General features: G+C 45.7%; 15 protein-coding genes, 7 pseudogenes and 1 riboswitch. Of the genes and pseudogenes, 17 read left to right on the forward strand and 5 right to left on the reverse strand.

Annotated features, from left to right (window positions below):
* From ftsY to glpG, 6 genes and pseudogenes are all read left to right on the forward strand, one after another.
* Positions 1-1,047, forward strand: a pseudogene (gene ftsY, locus UA76_RS19120) (signal recognition particle-docking protein FtsY); the annotation flags it as partial.
* A gap of 83 nt (positions 1,048-1,130) precedes the next feature.
* The gene (ftsE, locus tag UA76_RS19125; protein WP_047049480.1) at positions 1,131-1,805 is read left to right on the forward strand and encodes a cell division ATP-binding protein FtsE; all 675 of its coding nucleotides are present in this window, start codon (positions 1,131-1,133) and stop codon (positions 1,803-1,805) included.
* Positions 1,795-2,757 carry a permease-like cell division protein FtsX gene (gene ftsX, locus UA76_RS19130; RefSeq protein WP_047049506.1) on the forward strand — a complete coding sequence of 321 codons (963 nt, stop codon included), beginning with the start codon at positions 1,795-1,797 and terminating at the stop codon, positions 2,755-2,757. The genes ftsE and ftsX overlap by 11 nt, the downstream gene beginning before the upstream one ends.
* Before the next feature lie 172 nt (positions 2,758-2,929).
* Positions 2,930-3,784, forward strand: a complete 855-nt coding sequence (gene rpoH / locus UA76_RS19135) for an RNA polymerase sigma factor RpoH (RefSeq protein ID WP_047049482.1) — start codon at positions 2,930-2,932, stop codon at positions 3,782-3,784.
* Between the two features lie 408 nt (positions 3,785-4,192).
* The gene (gene glpE, locus UA76_RS19140) at positions 4,193-4,516 is read left to right on the forward strand and encodes a thiosulfate sulfurtransferase GlpE (protein ID WP_047049483.1); all 324 of its coding nucleotides are present in this window, start codon (positions 4,193-4,195) and stop codon (positions 4,514-4,516) included.
* Positions 4,517-4,524: 8 nt separating this feature from the next.
* A pseudogene (gene glpG, locus UA76_RS19145) lies at positions 4,525-5,355 on the forward strand (rhomboid family intramembrane serine protease GlpG).
* 84 nt (positions 5,356-5,439) lie between these two features.
* Here the strand turns inward: glpG and UA76_RS19150 are convergent.
* Complete coding sequence (locus UA76_RS19150; protein ID WP_047049485.1) at positions 5,440-5,847, reverse strand: flagellar basal body-associated protein FliL; 408 nt, start codon at positions 5,845-5,847, stop codon at positions 5,440-5,442.
* A gap of 138 nt (positions 5,848-5,985) precedes the next feature.
* Between UA76_RS19150 and UA76_RS19155 the strand changes: the two genes are divergently transcribed.
* A complete protein-coding gene (locus UA76_RS19155; RefSeq protein ID WP_047049487.1) occupies positions 5,986-6,525 on the forward strand; it encodes a chorismate lyase in 540 nt (179 codons plus the stop codon).
* On the forward strand, positions 6,526-7,380 hold the full coding sequence (ubiA, locus tag UA76_RS19160; protein WP_047049488.1) for a 4-hydroxybenzoate octaprenyltransferase: 855 nt from the start codon (positions 6,526-6,528) through the stop codon (positions 7,378-7,380). It abuts the gene before it with no gap.
* A gap of 117 nt (positions 7,381-7,497) precedes the next feature.
* Here the strand turns inward: ubiA and plsB are convergent, their stop codons facing one another.
* The gene (gene plsB, locus UA76_RS19165) at positions 7,498-9,918 is read right to left on the reverse strand and encodes a glycerol-3-phosphate 1-O-acyltransferase PlsB (RefSeq protein ID WP_047049490.1); all 2,421 of its coding nucleotides are present in this window, start codon (positions 9,916-9,918) and stop codon (positions 7,498-7,500) included.
* 323 nt (positions 9,919-10,241) lie between these two features.
* Between plsB and UA76_RS19170 the strand changes: the two are divergent.
* From UA76_RS19170 to UA76_RS19185, 4 genes and pseudogenes are all read left to right on the forward strand, one after another.
* Positions 10,242-10,495, forward strand: a pseudogene (locus UA76_RS19170) (diacylglycerol kinase); the annotation flags it as partial.
* A gap of 112 nt (positions 10,496-10,607) precedes the next feature.
* Complete coding sequence (lexA, locus tag UA76_RS19175; protein WP_047049492.1) at positions 10,608-11,225, forward strand: transcriptional repressor LexA; 618 nt, start codon at positions 10,608-10,610, stop codon at positions 11,223-11,225.
* A gap of 104 nt (positions 11,226-11,329) precedes the next feature.
* Positions 11,330-12,141 (forward strand): annotated as a pseudogene (locus UA76_RS19180) (class I SAM-dependent methyltransferase).
* Between the two features lie 107 nt (positions 12,142-12,248).
* Positions 12,249-13,399, forward strand: a pseudogene (locus tag UA76_RS19185) (MATE family efflux transporter).
* A gap of 228 nt (positions 13,400-13,627) precedes the next feature.
* On the opposite strand, the gene sthA reads toward UA76_RS19185, so the two are convergent.
* Positions 13,628-15,028: a Si-specific NAD(P)(+) transhydrogenase gene (sthA, locus tag UA76_RS19190; protein ID WP_047049494.1), complete on the reverse strand. Its 1,401-nt coding sequence runs from the start codon at positions 15,026-15,028 to the stop codon at positions 13,628-13,630.
* Between the two features lie 322 nt (positions 15,029-15,350).
* Here sthA and fabR point away from each other — a divergent pair.
* Positions 15,351-15,993 (forward strand): annotated as a pseudogene (fabR, locus tag UA76_RS19195) (HTH-type transcriptional repressor FabR).
* On the forward strand, positions 15,993-16,382 hold the full coding sequence (locus tag UA76_RS19200; protein ID WP_047049496.1) for a YijD family membrane protein: 390 nt from the start codon (positions 15,993-15,995) through the stop codon (positions 16,380-16,382). The pseudogene fabR and the gene UA76_RS19200 overlap by 1 nt, the downstream one beginning before the upstream one ends.
* Before the next feature lie 76 nt (positions 16,383-16,458).
* Here the strand turns inward: UA76_RS19200 and trmA are convergent.
* A pseudogene (trmA, locus tag UA76_RS19205) lies at positions 16,459-17,564 on the reverse strand (tRNA (uridine(54)-C5)-methyltransferase TrmA).
* Positions 17,565-17,721: 157 nt separating this feature from the next.
* A riboswitch (cobalamin riboswitch) is annotated at positions 17,722-17,923 on the forward strand.
* Between the two features lie 41 nt (positions 17,924-17,964).
* Here trmA and UA76_RS19210 point away from each other — a divergent pair.
* From UA76_RS19210 to murI, 3 genes are read left to right on the forward strand one after another with little or no spacing between them, the layout of a single operon-like run.
* Positions 17,965-19,842 carry a TonB-dependent receptor domain-containing protein gene (locus UA76_RS19210; RefSeq protein ID WP_047049498.1) on the forward strand — a complete coding sequence of 626 codons (1,878 nt, stop codon included), beginning with the start codon at positions 17,965-17,967 and terminating at the stop codon, positions 19,840-19,842.
* 55 nt (positions 19,843-19,897) lie between these two features.
* Positions 19,898-20,575 carry a Dph6-related ATP pyrophosphatase gene (locus UA76_RS19215; RefSeq protein WP_047049500.1) on the forward strand — a complete coding sequence of 226 codons (678 nt, stop codon included), beginning with the start codon at positions 19,898-19,900 and terminating at the stop codon, positions 20,573-20,575.
* Between the two features lie 42 nt (positions 20,576-20,617).
* The gene (gene murI / locus UA76_RS19220) at positions 20,618-21,421 is read left to right on the forward strand and encodes a glutamate racemase (RefSeq protein WP_047049502.1); all 804 of its coding nucleotides are present in this window, start codon (positions 20,618-20,620) and stop codon (positions 21,419-21,421) included.
* On the opposite strand, the gene UA76_RS19225 is transcribed toward murI, so the two are convergent.
* A complete protein-coding gene (locus UA76_RS19225) occupies positions 21,390-21,848 on the reverse strand; it encodes an RNA recognition motif domain-containing protein (RefSeq protein ID WP_047049504.1) in 459 nt (152 codons plus the stop codon). The genes murI and UA76_RS19225 overlap by 32 nt on opposite strands.
* Positions 21,849-22,212 lie beyond the last annotated feature (364 nt).

Below are 22,212 nucleotides of genomic sequence, written 5' to 3' on the forward strand. Positions count from 1 at the left end.
CCTAGCAGAAGCAGAAGCAGAAGCAGAAGCAGAAGCAGAAGCAGAAGCAGAAGCAGAAGCAGAAGCAGAAGCAGAAGCAGAAGCAGAAGCAGAAGCTCCACGTGTTCAAGAACAAGAGAAGCCAACCGAAGGCTTTTTCGCTCGTCTAAGACGTAGCTTAAGCCGTACTAAAGAAAATATCGGTGCTGGCTTCTTTGGTCTGTTTAAAGACAAGAAAATCGATGATGACCTGTTCGAAGAGCTGGAAGAGCAGCTGCTGATTGCCGATGTAGGCATGGATACCACGGTAAAGATCATTGATAACCTCACTGAGAAAGCGTCACGTCAAGATCTGAAAGATGGCGAAGCTTGTATGGCCTTCTAAAAGAAGAACTTGCTGGCATTCTTTCAACCGTTGAAAAACCGCTTGAAGTCGATACCACAAAAACACCATACGTGATTTTGATGGTCGGTGTGAACGGTGTGGGTAAAACCACAACGATTGGTAAGCTTGCTAAACAGTTCCAATCGCAAGGTAAGAAAGTGATGCTGGCTGCGGGTGACACATTCCGTGCAGCGGCGGTTGAACAGCTTCAAGTTTGGGGCCAGCGTAACGAAGTGCCAGTGATTGCCCAGCATACCGGCGCTGACAGCGCATCCGTTATTTACGATGCGATTGAAGCGGCGAAGGCACGTGGTGTTGATGTGGTGATTGCAGATACTGCTGGTCGCTTGCAAAACAAAGCTAACCTAATGGAAGAGCTGAAAAAAATCGTTCGTGTAATGAAGAAGATTGATGATTCAGCGCCGCACGAAATCATGCTGACTTTGGACGCAGGTACCGGACAAAACGCGATTAGCCAAGCAAAACTGTTCAGTGAAGTTGCACCTTTAACGGGTATCACGTTGACTAAGCTAGACGGTACAGCAAAAGGTGGTGTGATTTTCGCTATCGCTGACCAGTTCCAAATTCCAATTCGCTACATCGGTGTGGGTGAGGGTATTGATGACCTGCGTCCATTTGAGAGCGAGCAGTTTATTGAAGCACTCTTTAGTCGCGAAGACTAGTTAGAGAAAGAGTGATTAATCGCGCAAAGTGATCATAGCGATCGGTTGTTTACGGATTAAGCAGCGAGTATGAGGAATAACGGGTGATTAGGTTTCAGCAAGTCAGTAAAGCTTATCGTGGTGGACGTCAGGCCTTGCAAAAAGTCGACTTTCACTTACGTCGTGGTGAGATGGCCTTTCTTGGTGGGCACTCTGGCGCAGGAAAGAGTACGCTCCTGAAGTTAATCTGTTCTATCGAACGTCCAACGGATGGGAAAATCAGCTTTAATGGCCATGACATTACCCGTATTCCGAACAAAGACATTCCATTCTTAAGACGCAACATCGGTATCGTCTTCCAAGATCATCGCTTGTTGGCAGACCGCAGTGTTTATGACAATGTGGCGCTGCCAATGCGTATTGAGTCGATTTCAGAGAACGAGATAAAACGCCGTGTTAATGCGGCGCTCGACAAAACCGATTTGCTCGACAAAGCGCGTTGCTTCCCAAGTCAGCTGTCTGGCGGTGAGCAGCAACGTGTGGGTATTGCTCGCGCGGTGGTGAACAGGCCGACTCTACTCTTGGCGGATGAGCCCACAGGTAACCTCGACTCGGAACTCTCTAGTCGAGTTTTAAAACTGTTTGAAGAGTTTAATCGTGCGGGCGTGACTATCTTGCTCGCAACCCACGATAAGAGTCTTGTGAACATGCACCCTCAATACCGTCATCTTGAATTGAATCAAGGCTTTTTGAGCGAGGTGGATGACTATGGCCGCTAATAAACGCAATAAAAAAGTCGCTAAGGCGTCGACTCGTCCTAAGAGCGATGGCTTTTTCAAGATCCACATCAAGCAAGCTAAAGCGTCGTTTGGCGCTTTATGGTCTCGACCGCTTGGAAATTTACTCACACTTGCCGTTATTTCCATGGCGCTGGCCATGCCAGCTTGCTTATATCTTCTTGGTAAGAATTTAGCAGTGGTCGCGAGTGATGTGGCTAGCCCTTCGCAAGTGAGCGCTTACATTGCGCAAAATACCCCAGAAGCCCGTATTATGGTGCTCAAAGATGATGTGGAGCGTTGGGAAGAAACGGCCCACGTCGAATACATCTCATCTCAGCAAGGTTTAGAAGACCTCAGCCAGTACTCAGGTTTTGATAAAGCAATAAGCCTGCTTGATGACTACGCGTTACCTGGTGTTTTTATCATTAAGCCAACCACAGAGAATCAAGAGTCTATTAATGCGTTAGCCGCTCGGTTGGGAGAGCAAGAGATCATCACCGATGTCCGCTTGGATGAAGATTGGCTGACTCGCCTCGACGCGATTCGTAACTTAGTGACCACTATCGTCATTATGTTGTCGGTACTCATGCTAGGTTCGGTCTTTTTGATTGTCGGCAACACGCTGCGTTTTAATGTGTTGGCTAATAAAGATGAAATCCAAACTATGAAGCTCATTGGTGCAACCGATAGCTACATATTAAGGCCTTACCTCTATTCGGGAATGTGGTTTGGTTTACTGGGCGCGGTATGTGCTTGGACGCTGACAGCATTAGTGACCATTTTATTAAACAGCGCGGTTGAAGGATTAGCTGATCTTTATGACAGTCAATTTCGTTTAATAGGGTTGAACTGGGACGAATCACTACTACTCTTAATGACGGGTATTTTCTTAGGAAGCTTAGCAGCGAAGGTATCGGCGCAAAGGCACCTAAAAGAAATTGAACCAGTTTAAGCCTGAGCGGTCATATAACTGTAAAAAGTACACTGTAGTGTGTACTTTTTTGCTTGTATAGAACGAACGTTTATGCATAATAACTTCCCCCTGCTTGAAACCTGAGCACTTTAGGTTCAGTATTGGTGGGTTAAGAAACACTACTCCAGATCAGAGATTGATGAGGAATTGAATGGCAAACTCGTATCCAATGGCTTTAGTCACACAAGATAGCTTAGACAGCTATATTCGTTCAGCGAACAGCTACCCAATGCTGACTGCGGATGAAGAGCGTGGGCTGGCTGAGCGACTACACTATGATGGCGATATCGACGCTGCGAAAGGGTTGATCTTATCGCACCTCCGTTTCGTTGTTCACGTCGCACGTGGTTACTCAGGTTACGGCCTACCAATGGCAGACCTCGTTCAAGAAGGTAACATCGGCTTGATGAAAGCGGTTAAGCGCTTCAATCCAGAAGTAGGTGTTCGTCTTGTTTCATTCGCTGTTCACTGGATCAAAGCTGAGATTCATGAATACGTTCTGCGTAACTGGCGTATTGTGAAAATCGCAACGACCAAAGCACAGCGCAAACTGTTCTTTAACCTTCGTAAATCGAAAAAGCGTTTAGGTTGGTTTAATAATGGTGAAGTTGAAACCGTTGCTCGTGAGCTAGGTGTTGAACCGTCAGAAGTTCGTGAGATGGAATCTCGATTGGCTGCACAAGATGCGACCTTCGAAATGCCAACCGATGATGATGATTCTGGTGCTTCTTACACTGCGCCTATGGTTTATCTTGAAGATAAGCATTCAGACGTTGCAGACAACGTTGAAGCAGCGAACTGGGAAGCGCACACAAATAACCGTCTAGGCTCAGCATTAGCGACACTAGACGAGCGTAGCCAGCATATCGTTCGCTCGCGTTGGTTAGACGACCAAAAAGCAACGCTGCAAGAGCTAGCCGAAACCTACGGCGTTTCTGCTGAACGTATTCGTCAGCTAGAAAAAAATGCGATGAAGAAGCTCAAAGCTGCTGTTGGTGAATTCTAAGCTTTAGACTCTCAAATAGAACACTTAGAAAGCCGAGATCATTTGATCTCGGCTTTTTTGTTTCTGCACGGAAAGTGATCTCTTTCACTGATCAAGAAAGTCGTGCCTACCTGTGGGTAACTCTGTGAGGAAATTATTTAACAACTGTAAGAAAGCGGGGTGAATAAAGGGTTCAGTGCGGTTTTTGGTTTGGGGATATGTTTGATTTTACACACAGTAAAAGCAAGATCATCACAATATGTAGTGGATCAAAAGATCCAAAAACACTTTATCAACGCAATTCACAGACTTATCCACAATGAGGTGAGTTATTAGGATAAGTGGATAACCTTAATACCAGTCCGTACTTGTTCGCCTTTGGATAGGTTACAATGTGGACGAACAAATATAATGAGATGTGAGCATAAGATGGACCAGTTTAAACACATAGATGTACAGGGCGCTCAAGCGCTATTAGAAGGTGGCAAAGCGCGTATGGTTGATATTCGCGACCCGCAATCTTTTCAAGTTGCGCATCCACTATCCGCGATTCATTTGACCAATGACACGATCGTTGCTTTTATGGATGAAGTAGAATTTGAGCAACCGATCTTAGTCATGTGTTATCACGGTATTAGCAGCCAAGGCGCTGCGCAGTACTTAGCCAACCAAGGGTTTGAAGAAGTGTATAGCGTTGATGGCGGCTTTGAAGCATGGCGAAGAGCGGAGCTACCGATCCAAGGCGAACTATAAGAGACTATATGATTAAACTGATTAGCGTAACCAACCCAAGAATGGCACAGGCGTTCATTGATTACATGGCGTCGAGAAGAATAGAGATCGATATGATGCCAGAGGGGGCGGGCAGTTTGCCTTATGGCTACGAGACGATCAGAATCAAGTGGAAGCCGAAGCGGAGCTGAAACAGTTTTTAGATAACCCGAATGCCAGTAAATACTCCGCGGCTTCTTGGGATATGCTGAGTCGAGAAAAACGAAATTCAGTTATTCGTCGCCAAGCTTTCTCGCCATGATCAAAGCCAAAGCAGGGCCAATGACTTTATTCATCATGGCGGCGAGTATTGTCGTATTCGTACTACTGCAGTTAAAAAGCGCACCTTCGGTACTCTTGGCGCTTCATTTTCCAGCCGATGCCTCTCAGCAGTGGCAGTTGTGGCGTTGGGTGACTCACGCGATTCTTCATTTCTCTGCGCTGCACATTGCGTTCAACGTGTTGTGGTGGTGGCAGTTAGGCGGCGATATCGAGCAAAAGCTAGGCTCGAAGAAACTGCTACAGATATTCCTAGTCTCAGCAGCTTTATCTGGTGCGGGCCAGTATTGGGTTGAAGGCGCGAACTTTGGTGGCTTGTCGGGTGTGGTATACGCATTGGTGGGGTACTTGTGGATGCTCGGCTCCAAATCACCACAAGTTGGTTTAGGCATCGCAAGACCGATAGTCGGTTTTATGCTGGTATGGCTAGTATTAGGGTTTGTGCAGCCCTTCATGCGATTGCCAATACCGCTCATCTGGTGGGCCTAATCTCAGGCGTGGTGCTTGGACTTATGGATGCCAGCCGATTCAACAAAGCTTAGCTTCGTATTTCATAGTTCAGAAATCGAACGAACAAAAAAGCAGTCGATATCGACTGCTTTTTTACTATTCATGCTGAAAGCCAGTTATTGATATAAATACTTGGTGAACAGTAAATCAGCAATAATGGTTCTGCCTGTCTCTGGCAGTAAAATCGCATTGAGCTGCTCAACAAGTGTTTTCCTTAAATCTTCCCGTCCAGCGAGAGACTTGATAGTATCCTCAGACTGCTTTCCTAGCAGCTCAATCACAGCATCACGAATGAGTGGCTGGTGCAGTTCAATAATTGGTAAATCACCAGAACTTCCCACCATGATATCGATACGAACTTGGATGTAGCCAAGCTGCTTCCCTTTCGTATAGAAGTTTGTTGTAAGATCAGGCTCTAGCGTAAAGTAAGCTAATTGAGGAACACCCTCTTCCTGTGCGTGCAGTTGAGTAGTAGTAAGCAGAGTGAGTAAGCACAATATTGGGGCGACGTAACGTTTAAGCATATTTATGACTTTTCTTTCTTTTATTCACGATACTCGAATCGAGTTAGTCTTGTTACAATAGGGTATCTATTGGCAATTGAATGCACTAACACTCTGTACGTTATTGTACGATGATAAAGCTACATATTGAATATTAGTATGAATCAATCAACTTCGCTCTATTTATCGGCATTGCGTCAGGTAGATTGGAAGCAACCCGAAAATTTTGCGTTTCCTAGTCTATCAACCAAGCAGTGGCTATTGGAACAAGGTTCGTTATCAGTTTTATTGGAGGCGCATTGTCGAGACTTAAAAGTCGATCTAGTGCACAATAAAATCGTTAAATCAGAAAGACTTAATGAGCAAGAGATTGCATTGCTTTCCCATGAATCGTGCTTACTTCGTAAAGTGGTTCTCTCTGGCGATGGCGTTCCTTGGGTGCTTGGACGCACGCTCATTCCTCAATCGTCAATGCACGATCAACAGCATGACTTAACGCAACAAGGTGAAATACCCCTGGGCTTTACCGTGTTCAGCGCTGATAAAGTGGAACGCGATGCACTGCAAGTTGGCTGGGTTGAACTAGAGCAAGAGCGCTTGCTGGCAAGGCGTTCTCGATTATGGATGAATCACAAGCCGATGTTGGTGGCGGAACTGTTTTTGCCTCAATCACCAATCTACATTAAGGACAATATTTAGATGACCGCGGCAAAAGCTCAAGCTTATTGGCAACTCATGCGGATGGACCGCCCAATTGGATCGCTTCTTCTTCTATGGCCAACGCTATGGGCATTGATCATTGCAGCTGAAGGCTTGCCGAGCCTGCATGTCACTTTAGTGTTCGCATTGGGTGTGATACTTATGCGCTCAGCCGGTTGTGTGATCAACGATTTTGCCGATCGTAAAGTCGATGGTCATGTAAAACGCACCAAGCAGCGCCCTCTGCCCTCGGGGCGTGTATCCAGTAAAGAAGCCATTGCACTCTTTCTTGTGTTGGGCATTACCTCTTTCTTGTTGGTTTTGACCATGAACACCCTCACTATACAACTGTCGTTTGTGGGCATTGTGCTGGCGTTTATTTACCCATTCATGAAACGTTATACCCACTTGCCGCAGTTGTTTCTTGGGCTGGCGTTTAGTTGGGCGATTCCTATGGCATGGGCAGCGCAAACCAATGAGTTGCCTATGATGGTGTGGTTTGTGTTTGTGATTAATGCTCTGTGGACGATAGCGTATGACACTCAATACGCCATGGTGGATCGCGACGATGATTTGAAGGTCGGCATCAAGTCGACAGCCATTTTGTTTGGGCGCTTCGATAAAATGATCATTGGTGGTCTACAACTGCTGACGCTGGCCATGTTTATGCTGCTTGGTAACATGTACCAGTTAGGAACAAGCTTCTATTGGAGTCTACTCGTGGTGGGTGCCTTGTTTGTTTTTCAGCAGCACCTGATTCGTCATCGTGAACGTGACTTATGTTTTCAAGCCTTTCTTAACAATAACTATGTTGGAATGGTGATTACCGTGGGCTTGTTGGTCGCCTTTTGGTAAGGGCTAATATTAAGTTATACAGATATAGAAAAGGCATCGATTCATCGATGCCTTTTTAGTTGGTGCTTATCTAGTGAGTACTTATTTAGCTAGAGCTTGTTTAGTGAATAAGCAAAGCTAAGCCTGGCAGATACTTTCTTTGATTGTCAGGCGAACCTCTGGATAGAGCATCGAATACAGAAGCTGAGCAAGTTGCTCGGTTCTTTCGATATCGCACTCGCCATCCACATCCAAGTAGCCTTGCTGCTTGAGTGTCGAGAACAGAGCCGAAAATACCCCCTTGTCGAAGAACTCAGGCGCGTTAATGCCATGCAAGCGGCCCAAACGCTGAGCAATATCTTGGCTCTTCTGTTCTAAGTCTGCTTTACCCAGTTCAGGATCAGAGACTAGCAAGTTGAACGCAATTGAGTAGCGCTGCAGCGTTTCCGAAATCGTGCGACCCAACAGAACAAGAGTTTGGGTGTGACCTTGATTGATAGAAACGTTTTGTCCTTCAATCTTGATGTGCTCTTGGCGCTCAAGTTCAGATAGATAGTTGGCGACCATATCACCCAATTGGCTCTCATCCACACTCAAGAAAAGCTCTTGCTTGAGGAATGGGTACACCAAAGCGACATTATCTTGGATCTGCTCAACCGTCAGTTGCTGACGCCTTACCAGCATCTGTGCGATCAAAGATGGAATCGACAAAAGGTGAATGATGTTGTTTCGGTAGTAAGTCATCAAGATAGACTGATTTCTATCGAGTGAAACAATGTCACCCATCGAATCGGTTTCAATCACAAACTTATCGAGTGATTCTGCATGTTTTACTAGCTCTTCTGCCGACTCGTTTGGCACAGTATATGTCGAAGAGTAGGGTACGTTTCTCAGTAGATCCAAGTAGCAGTTTACCTGTTGTACTAGGTTGTCACGAGACAAGGCACGTTGACGCGAAGCAAGTAGCGCGGTGGCACAAAGAGTCAGTGCGTTCGCAGCTGCGGCATCATTAATGTGCGTCATCATCTTAGTCGCGAGACCATTAACGACAGGATTCATCCACTGCGGCTTGGTTGAGCCCATTGGGTCGATGTCTTTGGTCCACTCGGGTGCGTGCTCATTGAGGTAATGATTGAGTGGAATAGGCTCACCGAAGTTCACGTAGCCTTGACCAAAGTTGCGCAGTTTACGAATGGTGCGAATCACCAAGCCCGCATTTTCTTTCTCTTTGCGCTTACCACGAAGTTCCTTGGCGTAAGTGCCCACTTCCATCACGTGCTCATAGCCGATATACACCGGAACTAAAGTCACCGGGCGGTTAAGGCCGCGCAGCATGGCTTGAATGGTCATCGCTAGCATACCGGTTTTCGCTTGCAGCAATCGGCCAGTGCGTGAGCGCCCACCTTCGCTGAAGTACTCAACCGAGTAACCTTTGGCGAATAGCTCTGCTAGGTACTCACGGAAAATCGTTGAGTAGAGCTTATTGCCCTTAAAGCTGCGGCGAATAAAGAATGCGCCACCGCGGCGGAAGATCGGGCCAGCAGGGAAGAAGTTTAGGTTGATGCCCGCAGCAATATGCGGTGGCACCATGCCTTCGTGGTAGAGAACATACGACAACAGTAAATAGTCCATGTGGCTACGGTGACATGGTACGTAAACAATTTCATGCCCGTCTTGCGCAAGCTTTCGCACTGTAGAGGCATTATTAATGTTTAAGCCTTGGTAGATGCGATTCCACAACCAGCCCAGAATACGATCGCCGTTTTTTACCAATGAATAAGAAAAATCTGCGGCAATCTCATCCATAATGGCGTGCGCTTCTTTTCGAACTTTCTCGATTGGAATATCTTTCGCATTGGCTTCATCGGTAATCGCTTGCTCAATGGCTTTTGACTTAATCAGACGGTCAAATAGGGCCTGGCGGTTCGGAAGATTCGGGCCTGAAGCGGCCAGTTTTTGGCGTGAGAAGTGGATTCGAGCCACGCGTGCCAGCTTTAAAGCGATAGACGAATCGGTGCCGTGAGAATCCGCCATATAACGCAGTGAAACCACTGGGCTGATTCGAACAAGGCAATCGCGACCAGAGATCAGTATGGCTAACGCTTTTTGGGGGCCGTTAAGCATTTCCAGATAAGGCTTTTGCTTATCCTCTTTACCGGGTTTACGTCCCCAAAGTACTGTCGTAGGAATGATTTGAACATCAAGCTCTGAATCCAGCTTGTGTTGCTCTAGAAGTTCGGAGAACTGTTCAACCGACTCTTTAGGCGTGTCTTCATCTGACTGCATCAAAGTCGGGCGAGTCGAGGTGAAAACATAACGGTTAAACGTCTTACCGTTAATCGTAAATGGCTCTAGTGGATCGGGAAGGCCTAATGGCAGTACTTGCTTTTGCAGTGTCAACAGATCCACATTGGAGCGGAAAGGTAATGCGTAGACAATAGGCTTACCAACATCAATACTATGATCTTCAATAGGATTTGAAGGAATCGTCGTCCCTTTTACTAATACCGAAAGTGGCATTTTTAGTAACGAGCGAGAAATAGATTGTCCAGAAGACATATAGCTTATTAGCCTCTAAGTTGTTTCGACATGAGTAAGTACATTTTCAGTCTTAGTCGTATAAACTGTTCGTTCATCAACTTAAGTTAGAAAGGCACTCAACCATCTTTTTCAAGCCGCTAAGGATATCAGAAACTGGTCGAACCTTTTACTTAATATTGATGACAAAAACGCCAGTGCAGCTTTAATTTTATAACTGAATAGGATGTTCTGTGGCACAAATGAAACAAACTGGTTTAAAACGCATAGCATTAGCCACGCTTTATTCATACCAAGGCCTAAAGGCGGCGTTTAAAAATGAAGCGGCTTTTCGTCAAGAGTTACTGCTAGCGTGCATATTCATTCCCATCGCGTTTTGGTCGATGTTGAGCCCATTGAGCGAGTCATGCTGGTGGGGACTGTATTCTTAGTTCTGATTTTGGAACTGGCCAATAGCGCAATAGAAGCGGTTGTGGACCGAGTTGGGACCGAAGAAAATGAGCTTTCGGGCCGCGCCAAAGACATGGCGTCGGCAATGGTCTTGCTCGGATTTATCTTTGCCGGTTTCGTTTGGCTGCATCTATTGGTGTTTCGCTGAGCGTATTTTGTCGCTGTTATAGAGAAATAAACCAAAAAACAATCAATTGGCTTTTACTTTTGAATTTTACTGGATATACTCACAGTTAACTGTATAAAAAGACAGGTGACTTATGAAGCCATTGACGCCCCGCCAACAACAAGTTTTTGATCTCATCAAGAGTAAAATTGATGAATCAGGAATGCCGCCAACACGTGCAGAAATTGCTCGTGAACTTGGCTTTCGCTCTGCCAATGCTGCAGAAGAACACCTGAAAGCCCTAGCTCGAAAGAACGCCATTGAGATCATTCCTGGTGCCTCTCGAGGAATTCGAATTTTACTGGAAGCTGCGAATGACGAAGAGGGTTTACCCCTGATTGGTCAAGTCGCTGCGGGTGAGCCAATTCTGGCTCAAGAACATGTAGAAACTCACTACCAAGTGGATCCAAGCATGTTCAAACCACAGGCCGATTTCCTTTTACGTGTTAACGGCGAAAGTATGAAAGACATCGGTATCATGGACGGCGATCTCCTTGCCGTGCATAAAACGCAAGATGTGCGTGATGGCCAAGTCGTCGTGGCTCGAGTGGATGAAGACGTTACGGTTAAGCGCCTGGAGCGCAAAGGCTCAACAGTACTGCTTCATGCAGAAAACGAAGAGTTTGCGCCTATCAAAGTCGACTTAACAAGTCAGCACCTTGCGATTGAAGGTTTAGCTGTAGGTATCATTCGTAATACTGACTGGATGTAACGACTTAGATGTAACTGCCTTAAGTTATTGAGAGTCGTTATCAATAGCTTGATAATCTAAGTGAGATTCATTATCATCTTCTTGTTTCTTACAGGAAGTTGATAATGACAGCGCAACCCCCACATAAACGTACTCGCTATCAAGTCCCAGCGAACTTGGTTCAGCCTCTATGGTTGAGAAGCCGAGAGAGTTTGGTGGACAACGGTTTAGTGTACGATCCTATCGCGGCATCTGCCTGTCAGCGCTGTCAGCTAGCGCCAGAATGTTTATCTGGCGATGTCATGCAAAAACAGCTTCTTCATGCCACTCTCACGCAGCTTTGCGATCAACAAGTCACCCGATTTTTAAATCGTAACCCCGATGCTTGGGTGGTGAATGTTGGTGCAGGTTTGGATACACGCTTCTACCGTGTCGATAATGGCCGTTGTCACTGGTTAGAGTTGGATGTCACAGAAAACCTCCTTTGGCGACAAAAGCTATTTCACCGTAGCGAACGCTATCATCACCAGTGCGGTAACGTTGATGATCTCGCTTGGCTCGATGAACTGCCAATCCCTGAAGGTGCCCCTGTTCTTATCCTATGTGAACACGCTCTATTAGATTGCAATGAAAGGCAGGTCGCTCAATTCGTTCAAGGTCTTGGCCGCCACTTCGTTAATGCGACGGCTTGTCTCGTTTTAGCCGGGGATCTAGCCAGTAAACCACTAGGGCAGAAGATGGGCTCTGGCAATTATCAGCATGGTTATCCATCGCCAAGTGATGCGATACTCAATTACCTACCTTGGGCAAAATCTGTGAAGCCTGGTCACCTATCGATAAGCAGTGTGGCCGATGGAAATTTTGGCAACGGATGATCACTAAAGTCACCTCGCTTAAGCTGCGATTAACACCAGTAGTGGTTCAGGTTCACTGGTAATCCAGTTACACTTACTTCTCAGCTAAGGGGTAAGTGTGATTCTTCAACTATTTCAAACGTTAACCAATCGCTCAGTGCATCAGCAAGTATTGCTGCTGGCTGTGCCTATGGTGCTTTCTAACATTACGATCCCACTGCTTGGCTTGGTGGATGCCGCCGTAATTGGCCACTTGGAACATGCTTGGTATCTGGGAGGTGTGGCGCTAGGTAGCACCATGATCAGTGTGACTTTCTGGTTGCTCGGTTTTCTACGTATGTCGACAACGGGCTTAGCTGCGCAATCTTATGGGCAGAAGATAAATCGAAGTTGGCACTGGTATTGATTCAAGGGCTTTTGATGGCCTTTGGTTTTGCGCTGGTGTTTTTACTCTTCCATAGCCCGCTCTCTACTTTTGTATTTTCTTTTAGTGACGCTAGCGAACAAGTTAAGTTCTACGGTGAGCAGTACTTTGCCATTCGAGCGTGGAGTGCACCAGCTGCATTGGCCAACTTTGTCTTGTTAGGCTGGTTACTCGCTACACAAAATGCCAAAGCGCCAATGTGGATGGTGATCATCTCTAACGTGACCAATATTGTTTTGGATGTCATTTTCGTTCTTGGCCTTGGCTGGAAAGTTGAAGGTGCTGCTTTGGCGTCAGTCTTGGCAGATTACTCAGGCTTCGCGTTTGGTTTGTGGTGCGTGTGGCGAACTTGGCAGCGCTCTGCTTTACCATCGCCCATCTCTTTGTTGTCGAAAGCCACTCAAGATCTGAGCCGATTTGTGAAGCTCAATCGAGATATCTTTTTACGCTCGCTTTGTTTACAAGCCACCTTCAGTTTTATGACCTTCCAAGGCGCCAGTTTTGGTGATGAAGTGGTGGCTGCGAATGCCGTTTTGATGAGCTTCCTGATGATGATCTCTTATGGCATGGATGGCTTTGCTTATGCGATGGAAGCCATGGTGGGTAAGGCAATAGGGGCTAAAAGCCGCGCGCAGTTAACTCAGTCTCTGATTGGCACCTTCTTCTGGAGCTTAGTGATTTGTTTAGCACTGACACTGATTTTCTGGGCAACGGGATCGCACTTGATCCAGTTGATCACCGATATACCAGCCGTGCAGGCTGAGGCTTTGATTTACTTGCCTTGCTTGTTGCGATGCCACTTACCGCCATGTGGTGTTTTCTCTTTGATGGCATTTTTATTGGTGCAACCAAAGGTAAAGAGATGCGCAATAGCATGTTCATTGCCACTTGCTGTTTCTTTGCGCTTTTTTACTTAATGGAAGCTTGGCAAAACCATGCTTTGTGGTTTGCTATGTTGGCCTTTATGGGAATGAGAGGATTGGGCTTAGCGTGATTTTCGTTTACCAATGGCGTAAGCAAACCTTTCTAAGTTAGTCGTAGACGTGTAGAGCTCAGTAGTCGGCTTGTATAGGTTGAAACGAGCACAGCAAAAAATACAAAAAAAACCGCAGCTATGAGCTGCGGTTTTTTAGTTTTGATGACACTTAAAATAGCCTGTTCAGGCCATTCAATGCTGCTACGCGGTAAGCTTCAGCCATCGTTGGGTAGTTGAATGTGGTATTCACAAAGTACTCAATGGTATTGGCTTCACCTTTTTGTTCCATGATGGCTTGGCCGATGTGAATAATCTCTGCGGCACGCTCACCAAAGCAGTGAATACCTAGAATTTCTTTGGTTTCTCGATGGAATAAGATCTTCAAACTGCCGACATCTTTACCTGCAATCTGCGCGCGGGCGAGGTGTTTGAAAGAAGAGCGGCCCACTTCATACGGGACTTTAGCGGCGGTCAGCTCTTGTTCGGTTTTACCGACTGAGCTGATTTCAGGAATGGTGTAGATACCGGTAGGAATATCTTCAATCAGGTAACCGGACGCTTGGCCTTCAGTAATGGCTTGTGCTACAAACCGGCCTTGATCGTAGGCAGCGCTCGCAAGGCTAGGGTAACCAATCACATCGCCGACGGCATAAACGTGCTCTACGCTCGTTTGGTAGTTGCTGTTTACGCTGACCTGACCGCGAGAGTCTGCCGCGAGCCCCACTGCATCTAAGTTGAGTTTATCGGTATTACCCGTTCGACCATTGGCATACAAGATGCAGTCTGCACGCATCTTCTTACCCGACTCAAGGTGTACAATCACACCATCGTCCGTACCTTCGATCTTTTCATAGGTTTCATCGTTACGGGTAATGATGCCGCTATTCCAGAAGTGGTAAGAAAGCGCATCAGAAGTTTCGTTGTCGAGGAAAGACAACAAGCGGTCGCGAGTGTTGATTAAATCCGTTTTTACCCCAAGTCCGCGGAAGATAGAGGCGTACTCACAACCAATGACCCCTGCGCCGTAAATGATGATATGACGAGGGTCGTGCTTTAGGCTCAAGATAGAGTCGCTGTCGTACACTCGGTCGTGACTAAAATCCACATCAGCTGGGTGGTAAGGGCGAGAACCTGTCGCGATAACAAACTTATCTGCGGTGTAGTTTTCAACATTGCCATCTTTTTGTGTGACCGCAAGAGTGTGGGTATCAGTGAATTTGGCTGTACCGAAAATAAGGTGGCAATCATTGCGGTCGTAAAAGCCTTGGCGAAGTCTTGTCTGTTTATCAATAACAGATTTGGCGTGGCCAAGGATGTTGGAGAAAGTGGAATGAAGGCTAGTATTGTTATTGCAGAATAGTGGGTTGTTGTTGAACTCAATGATACGGCTAACGGCATGTCGTAGTGCTTTGGAAGGGATGGTTCCCCAGTGAGTACAACCACCACCGACACTGCTTTCCTTTTCAATGATGGCAACATTCAGCCCTGCTTTGGTTAATCCCATTGCTGCCCCTTCACCGCCGGGGCCACTACCAATAACGATCACGTCAAAGTGGTTACTCTGAGCCATATCTCAATCCTTGTTATATTTAATTAACATTGCTTTAGCGAGATTTTAACTGATTTCTAATGGGGGTAAATGACTTGGACACAAGGAAGTCGTAGCGATCACGAACAAAAGCGTAAATGCGCAAGAAATGACGCGAAAAGTCGATGATTGGGTAGGAAGTAAGGGCTCTGAGAGCAGAAAACGTGAATCAGTATCGCTATAGGCAAGGCGCTGATGAGTTCAAAGTCTTGAGGTTTGCTGTGAGTGCTATGCACAATTGGCTTATCTCTAGCAGTGAATCGCGTTATATTAGAGAGATTAAGCTGATTAAGTAGAACAGATAATGAAACCAATGGGAATCCGAGCTCAACAAAAAGAAAAAAACGCGCCGCTCCTTAATTGATGCAGCATTCAGCCAACTCAGTGCAGACAGAAGTTTTTCAAACTTGAGTTTGAGAGAGGTGGCTCGAGAAGCGGGGATTGCGCCAACGTCTTTTTATCGTCATTTCAAAGATATGGATGAGCTGGGGTTAACCATGGTGGATGAGGGCGGCTTGCTACTCAGACAGCTAATGCGCCAAGCGCGTCAGCGAATCGTTAAAGAGGGCAGTGTCATCCGTACGTCTGTTGAGACTTTCATGGAATTTATTGAAAGTAGCCCGAATGTGTTCCGACTATTATTACGAGAGCGCTCTGGCACTTCAGCCGACTTTAGGGCTGCAGTGGCGCGTGAGATCCAACATTTCGCTGCGGAACTCACCGAATATTTAATCAGCTCTGGAATGAGCCGAGATGAGGCGCTAACCCAAGCAGAAGCCTCGGTAACCTTAGTATTTAGCTCTGGCGCAGAAGCACTCGATTTAGAGAGACGCGAGCGCGATGAGCTGGCAGAACGATTGATAATGCAGTTGCGAATGATCGCCAAAGGGGCGTATTGGTATCGCAAAGAACGTGAACGTAACCGATTAAAAGGTAGGATAGATTAATGTCGAATAATGAAAACCCAATTAATCGTGGTTCGGAAAGAAAAACTTTAGCACTGGCGCTGGTTGCAGGTATGTGTGGCGATGCGTTGTTGTCTTGGATGACCATCAGTGAGGTTTCTTTTTCTATATTTCCACTCATTGCGCTAGTACTGTCTGTACAAGCGTTGTACCAAGAGTATCTTCGTAATCCGGTATCAGAAGATTTGCCACTTGTTGGATTAGCTTGTTTCTTCGTGGGTGCATTTGGTCACTCCGCCTTTATTAAGGCGCAGTATCCAGATGCGGGCTCCAACTTCTTTTCGGTCATCATTGTGTTTGTCTTGATGTTGTGGATCGGTAAGAAGCTAGGGTTCTTCTCTCAAAACGAAAAAGAGAAGGCAGAGCAGTAAGTTTTTACTTCGTTTTAGATATAACAAACCCCACAACAATGTGGGGTTTGTTGTTTTTACTATCCAGATAAAGTGACTATTTACGCTCGAGTAATACACCCGCTTCCATGTGATGCGTGTATGGGAACTGATCGAACAGTGCGAAACGCGTAATGTTGTGAGTCTCACTCAAGACATCTAAGTTCTCTTTCAACGTTTCTGGGTTACATGAAATGTAAAGAATACGCTCATAACCTTGCACCATCTTACAGGTATCGATATCCATACCAGCACGCGGCGGATCGACAAAAATGGTGTTGCAGTTGTAGCTTTGTAGATCGACGTTCGCTTGTTTTAGTCGACGGAACTCACGTTTGCCTTCCATTGCTTCGGTGAACTCTTCGGCAGACATGCGAATGATCTGAACGTTATCAATCTTGTTTGCTTCAATATTGTATTGAGCAGATTGGACAGAAGGTTTAGCCAGCTCGGTAGCAAGAACATGTTCAAAGTTTTGAGCAAGGGCTAAAGAGAAGTTGCCGTTACCACAGTAGAGCTCTAGCAGATCGCCTTGGCTCTCTTGTGTACAGTCGATAGCCCACTCCAACATTTTTTCTGCCACTTTACCGTTTGGTTGTGTGAAGCTGTTTTCTACTTGTTGGTAGATGTATGGCTTGCCATTCACATCGAGTTTCTCGATCACGTAGTCACGATCAAGCACAATCTTCATCTTACGTGCTCGGCCAATGATGTTGAGATTAAAACCTTCATCATTTAAACGCTGCTTCAATGCTTTCGCTTGCTCAATCCATGCATCATCAAGTTGACGATGGTAAAGCAGTGACACCAAGATTTCGCCGCTAAGGTGGATAAGAAATCGACTTGGAATAGCTTACGACGCAGTGCGTCATTATCTTTCATTGCATCGATTAATAGAGGCATAAGATCGTTAATCAGACGACTGGCAGCTGGGAACTGGTCGACACGGTACTTTTCACGTGTCTCTTGATTGAACATGATGTAGTAAAGCTCTTCACCTTCATGCCACACACGGAATTCTGCACGCATACGATAGTGCTGCTCGGGAGATTCAAACACTTCCAACTCAGGGGCGTTGTAGTGAGCAAACATCTCAGTCAGACGTTGCTTCTTTTCTGCCAGTTGCTGTTGGTAATCGTGTGGGTTTACGTCAAGAGTCGCCATGATCTCGCCTTATTTAGGTATGGTGCATTCAATTTAGAGCGCAGATTTTATTCAATCCCCCGCGCATGTCCAGTCTTGTGTACTTATCCATAACTATTCACTACGTAAAACTATAGCTTATTCCATTGTTTAACTAGACAAAGATGCTATTGGTCAATAGTATCACGCTCAAGCTGGTGCTCATCCGGAAGTATGGATGGCTGAAAAGGGAATCTGGTGTAAATCCAGAGCTGACGCGCAGCGGTAATAGAGAACGAATGCTCAAGAGACACTGCACTAGAAGGTGCGGGAAGTCGAGCAGTAGGCAGTGGTAACACATGCTCTTAAGTCCGAAGACCTGCCAGTTGCTAAGTGCACCCGCAAGGAACTTAGTAGGATTTTCGCGATTTAGGATAATACAATGAAAAAAACTCTATTAGCGGTTGCAGTGGCATCGCTACTTCCGCACGCCCCATCTTTAGCACAAGAAAGCAACTCACAACAAAGTAATGTCGATGAAACCATGGTGGTGACGGCAAATCGCTTTGAATCCCGCGCTGATGCGGTTACAGCTCCAATTAATATCATCACCAAAGAAGAAATTGCGGCTATTCAGGCAGTTTCTCTTTCAGAGGTGCTTCAACGCCTACCGGGTATTCAAATTGTAGAAGGCGGCGGTTACGGTAAATCAACGGAGATTTACGTTCGCGGTACTTCGAGTCGTCATCAACTGTTTATGGTTAACGGGGTGCGTATCGGTAGCGCAACATTGGGTAGTGCAGACATCAGCTCAATCCCATTGACCGGCGTTGAACGAATTGAAGTCTTGCGTGGTCCTCGTGCTGCAGTCTACGGCTCTGATGCGATTGGTGGTGTGATTAACATCATCACAACAGCAGAAGCGATGGGCAATAGTGGTGAAATCGGTGGTGGTGTTGGTAGTAAAGGTTTCTATCAAGCAAACGCGGCGGGTTCTGTTGATATTGGTAATACGGGCTGGGCACGTGTAGCCGTAAGCACTAAGTCGAATGACGGCTTTTCTACTTTACCTGAGCCATACGAGCAAGATAAAGATGGATTTGAAGCACACGACTTAACGGTTGAGCTTGGCGCTAAAGCGAATGAGTATCTAACCGCAAGCCTATTTGGTTACTTGCATGAAGGTAAATCCGATTACGACAATGGTTATGAGTCGGGTGGTTCGTGGATTAATAACCCTAACCGAGTTTCTGAATCGTCGAACTTCAATGTCGCGGGTAAAATTGACTACCGTAAAGATTTTTACGCTTCCGAGCTATCACTAGCCAAGAACCGTGACCGCTCGAAGAACTTGGATGATTCAGGCTACGAGAGTACTTTCCAAACACAAAGGCTAATGCTTAACTGGATTCATAACTACCAGCTGACAGAAGAGTTGAATCTCGGTGGTGGTTACGAGTACCAGAAAGAAGAGGTTTACACTAATGGGCAAGGCTATGATATCGATAATCGCTCGAACAACGCATTGTATGCATTGGCTCAATATACGCGAGAAAATTATGGCCTAGAAGGTAGTGTGCGCACCGACGACAGCAATGCGTTTGGTCGTGAAAATACTTGGCAGTTGGGGGCTTTCTACCAGTTTATTCCAGAACTCGCTTGGTCGGTGAGTGGTGGTACCGCATATAAGGCTCCAACATTTAACGATCTTTACTATCCAGATACGGGCTTTAGTAAAGGTAACCCTAACGTTCTTCCAGAAGAATCAAAACACATTGAATCCTCTTTGTATGGTCAGGTTCATTCGGTTGATTGGCGCGCGACTGGTTATCGCACTGAAATTGATAACCTTATCTCATGGGTTTACGATCCCCTGACATTTGTTTCTTCTCCTGAGAATGTGAATGAAGCACTAATCAAAGGCTTTGAATTAGAGCTTGGTTTTTATACTGGTGATATTAACCACCAACTAAGCTATGACTACACCGACGCAAAAGATACTGAAACAGGTAAACAGCTACAGCGTCGCGCTAAACATAATGCTAAGTGGAATGCCTCTTATATTCTTAATCAATGGCAGTTTGATTTGTCAACACTGTACCGTGGTAAGAGCTATGATGATGCGAGCAATACGAATAAGCTAGACTCGTACACTTTGGTAGACTTTGCATTGAGCTACAATGTTACACATGACTTTGTTGTTCGCGGAAAAGTGAGCAACTTATTCGATGAAGAATATCAGAACCGCCTAGATTTCTACGGTTACGCGTACAACACGCCAGGTCGTGAGTATTACGTTAACGCTACGTACCAGTTCTAAAGCTATTAAAGAAAGCCGCCTTCGGGCGGTTTTTGTTTATCTATAGGCAAGAGTAATGAAAAAGAATGTAGTAATAAGTTGGTCGAGCGGTAAAGATTCTACGTTAACGCTTCTTAGGCTTTTAGAAAATCCAAACTATCAGGTGGTCGGTTTATACACCACTTTTGTTAAAGACGAAGTGCCGTTCCAAGCCACGCCTATTGAAGTTGTCGAGATGCAAGCTTCGCTAATAGGGTTACCTCTTATTAAGATTGAACTGCCGGCAGTTTTTCCCTCCAATGAGGTTTACCAGTCGCTGGTGGTCAATGGCATCAAAAACAGCGGCCTTAATATAGAAGCGGTCGCGTTCGGTGATATGTTCTGTAATGGGATTGCGGATTATAGACGCAGCTATATAGAGCCTGCAGGATTAGAGTGCGTGTTTCCCTTGTTGGGGGAGAGCAGCTCAGAATTAGCAAATGAAATCATTGTGCGAGGCATTCAAACCACGGTGACGACGACTGACGGTCAGGCTCTGTCTAAAAAGTGGTGTGGCTTAGAATACAATCACGAGTTTATTCAAAGTTTGCCGCAGGGCGTGGACCCTTGTGGTGAAGATGGCGAATTTCACACGCTGGTGACATTTGCTCCATGCTTTGATGGTTGTATTAAGTTGACTCTAGAAGAGATTGAAACTGGCGATCGGTTTAGCCACCAAAGATATCAAGCCACGGCATTGCCAAATTCTAACTAGGCAGTATGATTGGGCGACTATCATCATTAGGAACAATATAGAGTGACAGAGGCAGCGCAACCTACAGTATTAGTGTTTGATTCTGGTGTCGGTGGTTTATCCGTTTATCAAGAGGTTCAAGCTCTATTACCGAGCCTAAATTACATCTACCTATTTGATAATGAAGCTTACCCTTACGGTGAACTGCCAAAACAAATATTAATTGATCGGGTAACTCGCCTAATCACTCAGCTTGTTAAAGAGCAGGGTGTTGATATCGTCGTCATCGCTTGCAACACCGCAAGCACTATTGTACTTCCGTATTTACGCGCCATTCTCGATATTCCTGTTGTGGGTGTTGTGCCTGCGATCAAACCGGCGTCCGTCATAGCCAGTAAAGCTGTCGGCCTAATCGCTACTCCGGCGACAGTGACAAGAGAATACACCCACGACCTTATTCGAGACTTTGCCAACGGTAAATCAGTCGAGCTCTTGGGCTCAACTCGATTAGTGGATATTGCTGAAGAAAAGCTGCGTGGTAAAACTGTCGATATTGATGAACTGAAGCAGGTACTGACTCCCATCCTCAATAAAATAGATGTGGCAGTATTAGGCTGCACGCATTTCCCACTAATAAAAGAAGAGATTCAAATGGTTCTACCTGAAGTGACATTGGTTGATTCAGGCAAAGCGATCGCTCGTCGAGTTCAAGAGTTATTAGGGGAAGCAGGTAAAAAGGAAGAAACGCAAGAAGGAAGACGTTTGATTTTAAGTAGTGCATCCCCTTGGGAAGAAGATGCACTTAATCGTGCGGTCACTAAACTAGGCTTTTCGCCTATTCAGCAGCACCCGCTTCAGGGTGTTTAGGGTCATTTGCAATTCGAACTTTTAATGTTCGCTGCATGTAGTCCTGTTCATTAAGAGCCTTGATAGCGTTATCGACATCACTGGCTGCCATCACGACAAAACCAAATCCGCGACGCTTACCTGTTCGCTTGTCCTTCATTAAACGTACGGCAAACACTTCACCATGTTTTGCAAATAGCTCTCTGACATGTGATTCGTTGGCTTTATAAGGAAGGTTACCAACATAAAGAGTTTTAGTAGAAGGTGTGGATTCGTCAGATACGATTAGCGTTGGTTGAGATAACTTAAGGACGAGTGCTGTTGCGATAACACCGATTAAGAAACCGATGGTTGGTGTCACCCCAATCGATTCTCCACCGTACTGGAGAATGATGCCACCTAGTACGGCTAGGGCGACAACCAGAAAAGTTGATTTATTAGAGTTCATATTGGATTACTACTTAGTAAATGAGAGAAAATGTCATTATTAGTATTAACAAGATTGACACATGAATCTTACGTATATGCTTGTGTATTTTCCAACGTATTGGTGTGACCTGACTCAAATGTTGAAATTTTATTCGAAATCAGGCGTTTTGGTGGCAAAGTAATCAGTCGGAAATTAATTTCAAAAAAAGACTTGTCATCCCTTTTCATCTCTCTATAATGCCGCCTCACCGACACGGAGTGAGACGCAAGTCACAAGCACTAAATCGGTTGAGAGAAAAAGTTTGAAAATAACGGTTGACTCTCAAAAAACAAAGCGTATTATACGCACCCCTAGCCAAGGCGCGCAGCGCAATCGCTAGAAG

Origin of the sequence: Vibrio mexicanus, from assembly GCF_001012815.1 — a bacterium.
Classification (GTDB): Bacteria; Pseudomonadota; Gammaproteobacteria; order Enterobacterales; family Vibrionaceae; genus Vibrio; species Vibrio mexicanus.

Coding starts and splice junctions, on each gene's coding strand:
- UA76_RS19210 (WP_047049498.1), top strand. CDS start 17,965: ATGAAAAAAACTCTATTAGCGGTTGCAGTGGCATCGCTACTTCCGCAC.
- ftsX (WP_047049506.1), top strand. CDS start 1,795: ATGGCCGCTAATAAACGCAATAAAAAAGTCGCTAAGGCGTCGACTCGT.
- UA76_RS19200 (WP_047049496.1), top strand. CDS start 15,993: ATGTCGAATAATGAAAACCCAATTAATCGTGGTTCGGAAAGAAAAACT.
- UA76_RS19150 (WP_047049485.1), bottom strand. CDS start 5,847: ATGCTTAAACGTTACGTCGCCCCAATATTGTGCTTACTCACTCTGCTT.
- sthA (WP_047049494.1), bottom strand. CDS start 15,028: ATGGCTCAGAGTAACCACTTTGACGTGATCGTTATTGGTAGTGGCCCC.
- rpoH (WP_047049482.1), top strand. CDS start 2,930: ATGGCAAACTCGTATCCAATGGCTTTAGTCACACAAGATAGCTTAGAC.
- plsB (WP_047049490.1), bottom strand. CDS start 9,918: ATGTCTTCTGGACAATCTATTTCTCGCTCGTTACTAAAAATGCCACTT.
- glpE (WP_047049483.1), top strand. CDS start 4,193: ATGGACCAGTTTAAACACATAGATGTACAGGGCGCTCAAGCGCTATTA.
- UA76_RS19215 (WP_047049500.1), top strand. CDS start 19,898: ATGAAAAAGAATGTAGTAATAAGTTGGTCGAGCGGTAAAGATTCTACG.
- ubiA (WP_047049488.1), top strand. CDS start 6,526: ATGACCGCGGCAAAAGCTCAAGCTTATTGGCAACTCATGCGGATGGAC.
- lexA (WP_047049492.1), top strand. CDS start 10,608: ATGAAGCCATTGACGCCCCGCCAACAACAAGTTTTTGATCTCATCAAG.
- UA76_RS19225 (WP_047049504.1), bottom strand. CDS start 21,848: ATGAACTCTAATAAATCAACTTTTCTGGTTGTCGCCCTAGCCGTACTA.
- UA76_RS19155 (WP_047049487.1), top strand. CDS start 5,986: ATGAATCAATCAACTTCGCTCTATTTATCGGCATTGCGTCAGGTAGAT.